Source organism: uncultured Leifsonia sp., from assembly GCF_945957465.1.
In the GTDB taxonomy this organism is placed as follows: domain Bacteria; phylum Actinomycetota; class Actinomycetes; order Actinomycetales; family Microbacteriaceae; genus Leifsonia.
Genome location: NZ_CAMFLC010000011.1, coordinates 34,726 through 48,767, shown reverse-complemented (window position 1 = coordinate 48,767; position 14,042 = coordinate 34,726). Strand labels below are relative to the sequence as shown.

1 protein-coding gene (running past one end of the window) is annotated in these 14,042 nt (G+C 74.0%); it reads right to left on the bottom strand.

The genetic code is table 11. From position 1 onward, the window contains the following. Positions 1-14,042: the 5' portion of a hypothetical protein gene (locus tag Q0Q23_RS07600; RefSeq protein ID WP_295121639.1), read on the bottom strand. Its footprint begins 16,639 nt before the window's first position; the window shows 14,042 of its 30,681 coding nt (coding positions 1-14,042); its start codon is at positions 14,040-14,042; the stop codon falls past the left edge of the window.

Below are 14,042 nucleotides of genomic sequence, written 5' to 3'. Positions count from 1 at the left end.
ACCGCGGGGGCGATGTCGACCTTGCCGCCCGCCGCGCCCATCTTGGCCTCGGTGACGGCCGCGTCCCCCGCCGTCGCGGTCAGGGTGACGTCGGCGGCGCCGGTGAGGCTGATGCCGTCATCGAGCGTGGCCGTAGTGGTGTCGGTGATGAGGTTCAGGGCGACGGATGCGCCGACGCCGACGTTCGTGGCGGTGACGCCGCCCGGCGTGGGCTCGGCCTTCACGGTGGATGCGGCGTTGCTTGCGGCGGTGATCGTCGCGTCGCCGCCGGTCAGCACGACATTCCCGGCCAACTCGGCCGTGGTCGTCTGGTTGACCACCGCCAGCGCCAGGGACCCGGCGACGGAGATCTTGCCGCCGCCCGCACCGGAGGTCGCCTGCGCTCCGTAGGTCGAGGTGACATCGGCGCCGTTCACCGTCTCGGTCGCCGACACGGTCAACGCGTGCGCGTGAACGGTGTCCCCGGTCGGCAGCAGCGCCTGGTTCGTCACGTTCGCCAGCGTGATCGCGACCGCCGCACCGATCGTCGCCGTCGCCCCCTGCGACGCGGAGCCGTCGGCGGTGGTGCCCGCGTCCGTGTTCGCCGAGGATGCGAGGGTCACGAGCCCGCCCGCGGCCAACGTGAGACCCGTGCCCACGATCGTCGCCTGCGAGACCGTGGTCGCCAGGTCCAGAGCGATCGCCGCCGCGACGTTCACCTTGCCGTCGGATGTGGATGCACTCGGCGTCGACGCAGCACCAGACGTCTTGCCGCCGTTCGCGGTCGAGGTCGCGTCGGCGTTGCTCCGCTGCGCCGCGACCTGCTGATCGACGCCGTCACCGGCTCCGCCGCCACCCCCGCTGCCCGACCCGGTCGCCCCGTTCTCCGGAGCACCCGACGCCGACGCGCTCGCCGACGCCGACGACCCGCTGATGCCCGACGCCGTCAACGTGAGCGTCGTACCGGCCGAGATACTCCGCGCCGTCGTCGCCGTCACGGTGTGGTTCGCGATCGTCAGCGCCAGCCCCACACCGACCGCCGCCGTCGACCCACCGGAGACGACCGCACCCGCGGTCGTGGAAGCACTGGCGACCTGGGTCGCCGTCCCGGAGAACGCGCCCGACAGGGCGAGACCGGTGCCGAGCGTCCCGACCTTCGCGGTCGTCGTGACGTTCGACAGCGTCACCGCGACCGCAGGGGCGACATCGACCTTGCCACCCGCCGCGCCCATCTTGGCCTCGGTGACCGCTGCATCCCCCGCCGTCGCGCTGAGCGTGACGTCGGTGGCGCCCGTCAGGCTGATGCCGTCGTCGAGGACTGCGGTGGTCGTGTCGGTGATCAGGTTCAGGGCGACCGACGCCCCGACACCGACGTTCGTGGCCGTCACGCCGCCCGGCGTGGGCTCGGCCTTCACGGTGGATGCCGCGTTGCTTGCGGCGATGATCGTCGCGTCGCCGCCGGTCAGCACGACGTTCCCGGCCAGCTCGGCCGTGGTCGTCTGGTTGACCACCGCCAGCGCCAGGGACCCGGCGACCGAGATCTTCCCGCCGCCCGCACCGGAGGTCGCCTCGGCGCCGTAGGTGGCGATCGCATCCGCGCCGTTCGCCGTCACGGTGGCGGAGACCGTCAGCGCCTTCGCGTGCACGGTGTCCCCGGCCGGCAGCAGCGCCTGGTTCGTCACGTTCGCCAGAGTGATCGCCACCGCCGCGCCGATCGTCGCCGTCGCACCCTGCGACGCGGAGCCGTCCGCGGTCGTGGTCGCGTCGGTGTTCGCGCTGGAAGCGAGGGTGACCTCGCCGCCGGCGGTCAGAGCGAGGCCGGTGCCGACGATGGTCGCCTGCGAGATCGTGGTCGCGACATCGAGAGCGATGGCCGCTGCGACGTTCACCTTGCCGTCGGAGGTGGACGCGCTCGGCGTCGTGGCCGCCCCGGAAGTTTTGCCGCCGTTCGCGGCCGAGGTCGCGTCCGCGTTGTCGCGCTGCGTCTTGACCTGCTGATCGACGCCGTCACCGGCTCCGCCGCCACCCCCGCTGCCGGACCCGGTCGCCCCGTTCTCCGGAGCACCCGACGCCGACGCGCTGGCGCCGGCCGACGACCCGCTGATGCCGGAGGCGACCAGGGCGATGCCGCCGCTCGCAGTGATGCTGCGTGCGGTCGTGGCGGTGACGGCGTGGTTCGCGATCGTCAGCGCCAGTCCGACGCCGACCGCGGCCGTCGACCCACCCGAGACGACCGCTCCGGCCGTCGAGGAGGCGCTCGCCACCTGCGTCGCCATCCCGGAGAAGGAGCCGGTCAGGCCGAGCCCTGCGCCGAGGGTTCCGACCTTGGCGGTCGTCGTGACGTTCGACAGCGTCACCGCGACCGCCGGGGCGATGTCGACCTTGCCGCCCGCCGCGCCCATCTTCGCCTCGGTGACCGCCGCATCCCCCGCCGTCGCGGTCAGCGTGACGTCGGCGGCGCCCGTCAGGCTGATCCCGTCATCCAGCACCGCGGTGGTCGTATCCGTGATCAGGTTCAGCGCGACGGATGCGCCCACGCCGACGTTCGTCGAGGTCACGCCGCCCGCGGTCGGCTCGGCCTTCACGGTGGATGCGGCGTTACTCGCGGCGGTGACAAGCGCGTCGCCCCCAGTGAGGACCACCCCGCCCGCGAGCTCCGCCGTCGTCGTCTGGTTCACCACCGCGAGCGCCAGGGACCCGGCGACCGAGATCTTGCCGCCACCCGCGCCGGAGGTCGCCTCGGCGCCGTAGGTCGAGGTGACGTCGGCGCCGTTCACGGTCTCCGTTGCGGAGACCGTCAGCGCCTTCGCGCGCACGGTGTCGCCGGTCGGCAGCAGCGCCTGGTTCGTCACGTTCGCGAGTGTGATGGCAACCGCCGCGCCGATGGTCGCTGTCGCTCCTTGCGACGCCGACCCGTCGGCGGTGGTGGCCGCGTCCGTGTTCGCCGAGGATGCGAGTGTCACGAGTCCCCCCGCGGTCAGCGTGAGACCGGTGCCGACGACCGTCGCCTGCGACACAGTCGTCGCCAGATCCAGAGCGATCGCCGCCGCGACGTTCACCTTGCCATCGGAGGTGGATGCGCTCGGCGTCGTCGCCGCACCGGAGGTCTTGCCGCCATTCGCGGCCGACGTCGCGTCGGCGTTGCTCCGCTGCGCCGCGACCTGCTGATCCACGCCGTCACCCGCACCGCCGCCACCGCCACTGCCCGACCCGGTCGCACCGTTCTCCGGAGCACCCGACGCGGATGCGGCGGCCGACGCCGACGACCCGCTGACCCCCGACGCCGTCAACGTCAGCGTCGTACCGGCGGTGATGCTGCGTGCGGTCGTGGCGGTGACGGTGTGGTTCGCGATCGTCAGCGCCAGCCCCACACCGACCGCCGCCGTCGACCCACCGGAGACGACCGCGCCCGCGGTCGTGGAGGCGCTCGCGACCTGGGTCGCTGTCCCGGAGAACGCACCCGACAGCGTGAGCCCCCCACCGGTGGTCCCAACCCGGGAGGTCGTCGTCACGTTGGACAGGGTCACCGCGACGGCGGGCGCGATGTCGACTTTGCCGCCCGCGGCGCCCATCTTCGCCTCGGTCGTGGCCGTGTCGGTCGCGGTGGACTCCAGGGCCACGTTGGCGGCGCCGGTGAGGCTGATACCGTCATCGAGCGTGGCCGTGGTGGTGTCGGTGATGAGGTTGAGGGCGACGGATGCGCCGACGCCGATACTTGTCGAGGTCACGCCGCCCGCGGTCGGTTCAGCCTTGACCGTCGATGCCGCACTGCTCGCCGCGACGATGCTCGCATCCCCGCCGGTGAGCACCACATTCCCCGCCAGCTCCGCGGTGGTCGTCTGGTTGACCACCGCCAGCGCCAGGGACCCGGCGACGGAGATCTTCCCGCCGCCCGCGCCCGAGGTCGCCTGCGCGCCGTAGGTCGAGGTGACGTCGGCGCCGTTCACCGTCTCGGTCGCGGACACGGTGAGAGCCTTGGCGTGCACGGTGTCATCGGTCGGCAGCAGCGCCTGGTCGGTCACGTTCGCGAGGGTGATCGCGACGGCTGCGCCGATCGTCGCGGTTGCGCCTTGCGACGCGGAGCCGTCCGCGGTGGTCGCCGCATCCGTGTTCGCCGACGACGCCAGCGTCACGAGTCCGCCCGCGGTCAGCGTGAGACCCGTGCCGACGATCGTCGCCTGCGACACGGTCGTAGCGAGGTCGAGGGCAATGGCCGCTGCGACGTTCACCTTGCCGTCGGAGGTGGATGCGCTCGGCGTCGTGGCCGCCCCGGAGGTCGTGCCGCCGTTCGCCGCCGAGGTCGCATCCGCGTTGTCTCGCTGCGTCTTGACCTGCTGATCCACGCCGTCACCGGCTCCGCCGCCACCACCACTGCCCGACCCGGTCGCGCCGTTCTCGGGAGCACCGGACGCGGACGCGCTCGCCGACGCATCCGACGAGCTCACCCCCGACGCTCGAAGGCTGAGGTCGCCACCGGCCGTGATGCTCCGCGCGGTCGTCGCCGTCACGGTGTGGTTCGCGATCGTGAGCGCCAGCCCGACTCCGACGGCGGCCGTCGACCCACCGGAGACGACCGCACCCGCGGTCGTGGAGGCGCTCGCCACCTGGGTCGCCGTCCCGGCGAAGGATCCCGTCAGGCTCAGCCCGGCGCCGAGCGTCCCGACCGTCGCCGTTGTCGTTACGTTCGACAAGGTGACCGCGACCGCCGGGGCGATGTCGACCTTGCCGCCCGCCGCGCCCATCTTCGCCTCGGTGGTCGCCGCATCCGCAGCGCTGGAAGCGAGGGTCACGTTCGCCGCTCCGGTCACGCTGATCCCGTCATCCAGGACGGCGGTCGTCGTATCGGTGATCAGGTTCAGGGCGACGGAGGCGCCCACGCCGACGTTCGTCGAGGTCACGCCGCCCGCGGTCGGCTCAGCCTTCACGGTCGATGTCGCCGCGCTCGCGGCGGTGACGGTCAGGTCGCCGCCGGTCAGGACGACGTTCCCGGCCAGCTCCGCCGTGGTCGTCTGGTTCACCACCGCCAGCGCCAGGGACCCTGCGACCGAGATCTTCCCGCCGCCCGCGCCGGAGGTCGCCTGCGCTCCGTAGGTCGAGGTGACATCGGCGCCGTTCACCGTCTCGGTCGCCGACACGGTCAACGCGTGCGCGTGAACGGTGTCCCCGGTCGGCAGCAGCGCCTGGTTCGTCACGTTCGCCAGCGTGATCGCGACCGCCGCACCGATCGTCGCCGTCGCCCCCTGCGACGCGGAGCCGTCGGCGGTGGTGCCCGCGTCCGTGTTCGCCGAGGATGCGAGGGTCACGAGCCCGCCCGCGGCCAACGTGAGACCCGTGCCCACGATCGTCGCCTGCGAGACCGTGGTCGCCAGGTCCAGAGCGATCGCCGCCGCGACGTTCACCTTGCCGTCGGATGTGGATGCACTCGGCGTCGACGCAGCACCAGACGTCTTGCCGCCGTTCGCGGTCGAGGTCGCGTCGGCGTTGCTCCGCTGCGCCGCGACCTGCTGATCGACGCCGTCACCGGCTCCGCCGCCACCCCCGCTGCCCGACCCGGTCGCCCCGTTCTCCGGAGCACCCGACGCCGACGCGCTCGCCGACGCATCCGACGAGCTCACCCCCGACGCCGTCAAAGTCAGCGTCGTGCCCGCGGTGATCGAGCGGGCCGTCGTGGCCGTAACCGTGTGGTTCGCGATCGTCAGCGCCAGCCCGACACCGACGGCCGCCGTCGTTCCGCCCGAGACGACCGCGCCCGCGGTCGTGGAGGCGCTCGCGACCTGGGTCGCCGTCCCGGAGAACGCGCCCGACAGGGCGAGACCTCCACCGGTGGTCCCCACCCGCGAGGTGGTCGTCACGTTCGACAGTGTGACGGCAATCGCCGGTGCGACATCGACCGTGCCGCCCGCCGCGCCCATCTTCGCCTCGGTCGTCGCCGTGTCGGTCGCCGTGGATGCCAGCGTCACGTTCGCCGCCCCGGTCAGGGTGATCCCGTCGTCCAGCACCGCGGTCGTCGTGTCCGTGATCAGGTTCAGCGCCACCGACGCGCCCACTCCGACGCTCGTCGAGGTCACGCCGCCGGCGGTCGGCTCGGCCTTCACCGTGGATGCGGCGATGCTCGCGGCGGTGACAAGCGCGTCGCCCCCGGTGAGGACCACCCCGCCCGCGAGCTCCGCCGTCGTCGTCTGGTTGACCACCGCCAGCGCCAGGGACCCGGCCACCGAGATCTTCCCGCCGCCGGCGCCCGACGTCGCCTGTGCGCCATACGTGGAGGTCGTATCCGTGCCGTCCGCGGTCTCCGTCGCCGACACCGTGAGCGCGTGCGCGTGAACCGTGTCCCCGGCGGGCAGCAGCGCCTGGTTGGTCACGTTCGCCAGCGTGATCGCGACCGCCGCGCCGATCGTCGCCGTCGCACCCTGCGACGCCGATCCGTCCGCCGTCGTCGCCGCATCCGTGTTGGCCGACGACGACAGCGTCACCAGCCCACCGGCCGTGAGCGCCACGCCCGTCCCCTCCACCGTCGCACGCGAGCCGGTGGTCGCCAGGTCGATCGCGACCGCTGCGGCGGCGTTGACTTTGCCGTCGGAGGTCGACGCGCTCGGGGTGCTGGTCGTGCCCGATCCCGAACCGCCGTTCGCCGCAGCGGTCGCGTCGGCGTTGCTCCGCTGCGCTGCGACCTGCTGGTCGACGCCGTCGCCCGCGCCGCCTCCGCCGCCGCTGCCCGACCCGGTCGCCCCGTTCTCCGGCGCGCCTGAGGCGGACGCCGTCGCCGACGCCGACGACCCGGAGATCCCGGATGCGTTCAGCGTGAGCGTGGTCCCGGCGGTGATCGAGCGGGCGGTGCGCGCGCTGACCGCGTCGGTCGCCAGCGTCAGCGCCAGCCCGATGCCGACCGCGGCCGTCGAGCCGCCGGTCACCACGGCCCCGGCGACGGACGTCGCGGTCGCCCGCTGTGTGGCCGTTGCGGCGAACGCGCCGCTGACGGTGAGTGCCGCGCCGGTTCCGACGCGGGCCGTCGTGGTCACCGTCGCCAGGGTCACGGCGACGGCCGGTGCGACGTCGACTTTCCCGCCGGCCGCGCCCATCCTCGCCTCGGTCGCGGCCGCATCCGCGGCTGTCGCGACCATGGTCAGGTCGGCCGCGCCGGTGACGGCCGCGGCATCGTCGATGGCTGCGCTCGTCGTATCGGTGACGATCGCCAGCGCGACCGATGCGCCCACCCCCACGCCGGTGGAGGAGACGCCGCCCGCGGTCGGCTGCGCCGTGGCGGTCGTCGCCAGGTTCGACACGGCCGTCAGGGCGAGGTCGCCTCCGCTGAGCGCGACGTTCCCGGTGAGCTCGGCGTTCGTGCGCTGATTGACGATGGCGAGCGCGAGCGACCCGGCGACCGAGACCTTTCCGCCGCCTGCGCCGGAGGTCGCCTGGGCCCCGATGCTCGAACCGGTGTCTGCGCCATCGGGGGTCACCGTCGCGCTGAGGGTGAGAGAACGCGCGTCGATGGTGTCTCCGACCGGCAGCACCGCCTCGTTGGTCACGTTCGCGAGCGTGACCGCGACCGCCGCGCCGATCGTCGCCGTCGTGCCCTGCGACGCCGAACCGTCGGCCGTGGTCGCCGCATCGGTGTTCGCCGACGACGACAGGGTGACGGCTCCGCCCGAGCTCAGCACCGCCCCGCTGCCGACCACCGTGGCCCGGGATGTCGTGCTCGCGAGCACGATGGCGACCGCCGCCGCCGCGTTGACCGAGCCGTCGGAGGTGGACGCGCTCGGCGTGCTCGTCGTGCCCGACGTCGCTCCGCCGTTGGCCGCGGCCGTCGCATCCGCGTTGCTCCGCTGAGCCGCGACCTGCTGGTCGACGCCGTCGCCTGCGCCGCCGCCTCCCGAGCCGCCGGCGGTCACGCCGTTCTCGGGAGCGCCGGATGCGCTGGCCGTCGAGTTCGCGTTCGAGCTGCTGGTCCCCGCGGCAGCGAGGGTCAGGGTCCCGGCGGTCAGCGAGCGGGCGGTGGACGCGAGCACGGAATCGGTTGCGATGGCGAGTGCCAGTGCGATGCCGACGGCCGCCGTCGAGCCGCCCGCGACGACGGCGCCCGCGGTGGAGCCGGCCGTCGCGACCTGCGTCGCGGTCGCCGCGAAGGCGCCGCTCACCGCGATCGCACCGCCGCCTCCCGCGACACCGACCCGAACCGCGGTCGTCACCGTCGCGAGGGTGACCGCGACCGCGGGCGCGACGTCGACCTTGCCGCCGGCTGCGCCCATCCGGGCCTCCGTCGTGGCCGCATCCGTCGCCGTCGCCGTGAGGCTCGCACCGGCCGCGCCGGTGAGTGCGGCGCCGTCGTCGATGGTCGCCGTCGTCGTGTCGGTGACGATCGCCAGCGCGACCGACGCACCGACGCCGAGGTTCGTGGAGCTGACGCCGGCCGCCGAGGGCAGCGCGGCTGCCGTCGTCGTCGCCGCCGATCCTGCCGTCAGCGTCAGGTCGCCGCCGGTGAGGTGCGCCGCCCCGGCCAGGAGGGCGCCGGTCGTCTGGTTCACGATCGCCAGGGCGAGCGATCCCGCGACCGAGACCTTTCCGCCGCCCGCGCCCGATACGGCATGGGCTCCGTAGGCGGACGTCGTGTCCGCGCCGTTTGCCGTCTCCGTCGCCGACACGGTCAGCGCGTGTGCTGCCACCGTGTCGCCGGCCGGCAGCGTCGCCGTGTTCGTCGCGTCCGCCAGCGTCACGGCGACGGCGGCGCCGATCGTCGCATCCGTCCCCTGCGAGGCCGACCCGTCGGCGGAGGTCGACGCGTCGGTGTTCGCCGACGATGCGATGGTGACGAGCCCGCCGGACGTGAGCGTCAGTCCCGTCCCTTCGAGCGTCGCACGGGAGGCGGTGGTCGCCACGGCGACGGCGACGGCCGCGGCCGCGTTGACCTTCCCGTCGGAGGTGGATGCGCTCGGCGTCGCCGTCGATCCCGCTCCCGCTCCTCCGTTGGCGGTCGAGACCGCGGACGCGTTGCTCCGTTGCGCGGCCACCTGGTCGTCGACTCCCGAGCCCGCTCCGCCACCGCCTCCGCCGCCGGAGCCTGCGGCTGCGTTCTCGGGCGCGCCGCCCGCCGAGGCCGTGGCGGTCGCCGTGCTCGTGTCCGCGCCGGACGCCGTGAGTAGGATCGCGCCGCCGGCCGTGATCGAGCGGGCGGTCGTCGCGGTCGCCGTGTCGTTCACGATCACCAGGGCGAGGCCGATGCCGACCCCGGCCGTTCCCGCACCGACGGCCGTGGCGCCCGCGGTGGACGTCGCGACCGCGGTCTGCGTCGCCGACACGAGCACCGCTCCGGTCGTGACGAGCGCGGCGGCCCCCGTCCCGATCCGTGCCGCCGTCGTGAGCGTCGCGAGGGTGACGGCGACCGCGGGCACCACGGCGACCTGGCCGCCGGCGGCTCCCATCTTCGCCTCGGCCGTCACCGTGCTGCCCGCCGTCGCCGTGAGGGTCACCGTCGCCGCGCCGGTCACGGTGCCGCCGTCGGCGATCTCCGCCCGAGTGGATGCGGTGACCAGGTCGAGCCCGACCGACGCCCCCACGCCCACGGTGCCCGAGGCCACGCCCGAGCCGTCGGTCGGGTCGGCCGCGACGGTGGCGGAAAGGCTCGATCCGGCGCTGATCGTCAGGCCGCCTCCCGTGAGCGTCACGGTCCCGGCGGCCCGGGCGAGCGTGGAGGCGTTGACGACGGCGAGCGCGAACGACCCGGCCACCGACACCTTCGCGTCGGGAGCCCCGGCTCCGCTCGTCGCCTGTGCGCCGATGGTCGAGGTGTGATCGCCCGCGTCGTCGGCGACGGTCGCCGACACGGTGAGCGCCGACGCGGCGACGGTGTCCCCGACCGGGACGAGCGCCTCGTTCGTCGTGTTGGCCAGCGTGATCGCGACCGCCGCGCCGATCGTCGCGGTGCCGCCGTGCGCGGCCGAGCCGTCTGCGGTGGTGCCCGCGTCCGTGTTCGCCGCGGACGCGATGGTGACCGGCCCGGTCGCAGTGAGGACCACTCCCGTGCCGACGATCGTCGCGCGCGCGACGGTGTTCGCGACGATGACCGCGACCGCCGCCGCGACGTTGATCTTCCCGTCGGAGGTGGACGCGCTGGGCGTCGCCGTCGAACCGGACCCGTTCGCCCCGGTGCCGGCCGCGAGCCCGTCGGCGTTCGATCGCGCCCCCGCCACCTGGTCGTCGACGCCCGAGCCTGCGGCGCCGCCGCCCGCGCCCTGGCCGGAGTCGGCCGGGTTCTGCGGTGCGCCTGCGGACGACGCGGTGGATGCCGCCGCCGTGACGCTGATCCCGGAGGCGCTCAGCCCGATCCCCCCGCCGGCCGTGACCGACCGTGCGGCGGTCGCGACCGCGGTGTGCGTTGCCAGGGTGAGTGCGAGCCCGAGGCCGACCGCGCCCGAACCGCCTGCGACGGCTCCGGTCGCGGAGGTCGCCGCCGTGGCCTTCTGGGTCGCCGCGAGCGTGAGGGTCCCGCTCAGCGCGAGCAGCGTCCCGGTGCCCAGCCCCGCGCTCGTGCTGATGTCGGAGACCGCGACCGCCGCGTACGGCGCCACCGCGACGTTCGCGGCTGCGGCGCCGCCCTTCGCGACGACGCTGAGCGCGTCCTGCGCATCGGCGGTGAACCGGATGTCGCGCGCCCCGGTGACGACCGTGCCGTCGCCGAGCGACGCATCCGTCGTGTCGTTCACGATGCCGACCGCGGAGGCCGCGCCGATCCCGGTGGTCGGTGTCCCGGATCCGCTGTCGGCCATCAGGGCGGAGGTGGTGGTGGCCACGTCGGAGGATGCTGCGGCGATGAGGTCCGCGCTCGCACCGGAGAGGTTCACGGTGATGGCGGTGCCGCTGAGGGAGGCGGTCGTCGTCAGGACAACGGTGGACACGGCCACCGCTCCGGCGACTCCGAGTGTCCCGCCGCCGCCGGCGCCTGCCGTCGCGGTGGTGGTGAAGCGATCAGTGCTGTCGGTGACCCCGGCGGCGTTGCTGGGGTTCACTCCTGCGAAGAGGGCGAGGGACTTCGCGTGGATGGTGGTCTGCGGGCCGACGTTCGCACGGACGGTTGCGTCGGCCAGGGTGAGGGCGATTGCTGCGGCGATGGTGGCGGTGCTCGGTGGGCCGCGGTTCGCCGGGGTCCCGGTGGCGGTCGAGGTCGCCGAGTCGTTGAGGGTGGCGCGCAGGCTGACGTTGCCCGCGGTGATCGCGACCCCGGTGACGGACGCGTCGGCCGACGCCGTGTGGATGGTCAGGGCCAGCGCAGCGGCGGCGGTCACCATGCCCGCCGGGGTGCTCGGCTGCGGCGGGGTCGCTCCGCCGCTGCCTCCGCCGCCGCCCGGCAGCGCGCCGCCCGTGGTCGGGGCCGCGTTGTCGGCGAAGGTGCGCGCGTCCGTGGCCTGCGCCGACGGCGTCGCCTGCGCGCCGTCGCTCGGTGCTCCGGATGCGGAGGCCGACGCGGTCGTCGTGGTCGACGACGCTCCCGTCGCCGTGAAGGACACGTCGCCCGTCGCGGTCACATCCCGCAGCGTCGTCGCCTGCACCAGGTGGTTCGCGAAGGTCAGCGCGATGGCGATGCCGACGGCCGCACCAGACGCATCCACTTCGCCGGTCGCCGTCGTCGAGACCGGAGCCTGCTGGGTGGCCGTCGCCGTGAACGTGCCGGTGAGCACCAGCGGCGTGCCCGTCCCGACGAGTGCGGTCGTCGTGATGTTGGAGGTGGTGATCGCGATGACCGGGGCGATGGCGATGTCCGGGGAGGCCGCTCCGCCGTGCGCCTCCGTGGTCGCCGGCGAGCTCGCGCTCGAGGCGAGCGTCAGATCGTTTGCCCCGCTCAGCACCGCCCCGTTCTGGAGGCCCGCCGACGTGGAGTCGTTGACGATGTTCAACGCGACCGCCGCGCCGATGCCGACCGTCGTGCCGGACACCGTCCCCGGCAGCGCCTGCGCGTTGTTCGCGTTGTTGGACCGTGCGCCGATCGTGACGTTCGACCCGCCGACGTCGACCGCGCCGCCCGGTGCGACGCCGGCACGCGTGTTCAGCGTGACGACGTTGACCGCGAGCGACCCGGCCACCCCGACGCTCGCGGACCCGCCGGCTCCGGAGGTCGAGGTCGCCCCGTAGGTGTTCGCCGTCCCGGTCGTCGGCTGCTGCGCCGTGGCGTCGATGGACACGGTCGCCGGCGTCGGGGCGTTCGGTGCGTCGAGCGTGACGTTGCCCACGTACGACGAGGTGTCGACCCCGGCCACGGTCACCGCGACCGCCGTGCCGACACCGGCCGAGCTGCCGCCCACCCCGCTGCCGTCGGCCGCGCTGGTGGCCGTGCCGGACGATCCGGCGTGCACCGAGATCGGAGCCGAGCCCGCGGTCGGGCCGCTGCTGCCGGAGACCGCGATGACCAGTCCGCCGCCGACCGGCGCGATGTACGCGGTGGTCTGCTGCGACACGTCCGTGAACGCCAGCGCGCCGGCGACGAGGATCGCGCCTCCGGGGGCGTTCGCGTAGCCGCCCGGGTGCGACGCGGTGGATGTGCTGTCGCTGGGGCTGGCGTTGTTGCCGGTCGAGCCGCCCGGGCTCGCCTTGGCGATGGTCACCGCGGTGGTGTCGGAGTCGGCCGCGACGACCAGGCTCCCGGCGTTCACTCCGCTGCTGCTGTGCGTGTCGATGTACGCCGCCGTGTTCGTCGTCACGTGCGAGACGGCGATCCCGGCTCCCGCCGTCGCCGCTGTCGCGTCGCCGGTCGTGGTGACCTGTGTCTGGTTCTTGGCGACCACCATCAGCACGCCGCCGGCGGAGACGGCGGAGGCGTCCGACACGTGGGTGATCGCGGTGCTGTCGATGTCCGCGGTCGCGACGGCCGCATCCACGTTCGTGCTGGCGCCCGTGCCGCTCGACGTGACGTCCGCCTGCATCGTGGACGAGCTGCGCAGCGTGACATCGCCGGTCGCGTCGAGCAGCGACGCGCCGAGCACCGCGACGGTCGCCGCCGATGAGGCGCTGACCGTGTTGATGCCCGGGATGGATCCCGCGCCGGGCGTCTGCGACGCTGTCGCCTCCAGGTCGATCGTCTTCGCGTGGATGGTCGCCCCGTCGATCGTCACGGATGCCGTCGCGGGCGAGGCGCCGGTCTGCGTGTCCGCCGCGGCGAGGGTCACGGTGCCCGTGCCTCCCGCACTGCGGGTGTCGATGGTCACGCCGGAGTCGACGACGATCGTCGGTGCGTCGATCTCGAGGTTCGCGCCGGCGAGGATCAGGTCGCCGATCACGACCACGGTCACCCCGCTCGCCGTGTCGACGATCTTCAGCGACCCGGTCGGGGCCGTGAACGACACCGACTCCATCGCGCCGATCAGGCTCGACACCGTGAGCTGGCCGCCGGTGCCCGGTCCGACCTGCAACGTGTCGTTCGCCGTGTTGCCGGTGACCACGAGGTCGGCGGTGCCGGTGACCGTGATCGGCTCCAGCCCCGCATACGAGATCGTGTGTCCCTCGAAGGTGATCGCGCCGGAGTGGGCGCCGCTCGGCGTGCTGACCACCTGGCCGCTGACACCGTGGAGCACGAGGCTGTCGAAGCCGCTGCTGCCGCCGTCGACCGTGCCGCTGATGCTGCCGCCGTGCTCGAACGTGAAGGTGTCCTTGTTGCCCGCCGCACCGTCCAGGTTCGCGAAGCCGCTGAACTGCTGACCGGCGACCGCTCCCGCGTCGGCGCCGTCGACGGTCCAGGCGGTGTCGCTGCCCGGCCCGCGGAGCGTGCTGCCACTGCCCGCCGCCGTGATGGTCGCCGCCCCCGTGTAGTCGAGAGATGCGAGGCCGGAGCCGCTGACGCTGCCCGCGCCCGCCGCTCCGACGGTCCACTGCAGCTGGTCGCCGATCACCTTCAGCAGGTCGGCGCCCGTGCCCGCGTACGTGACGGGAACCGTGATCGGACCGGCCGACGTGTCGAACGTGATCGCGATCACCTGCCCGCCGACCGTCGTCACGCTGAGCGCCGTCAGGTCGGCCAGCGCCCGCCGCGTCTCGACGCCGTTGTCGGTCACGACGAGGTCGGTGCCGTCGACGCGCAC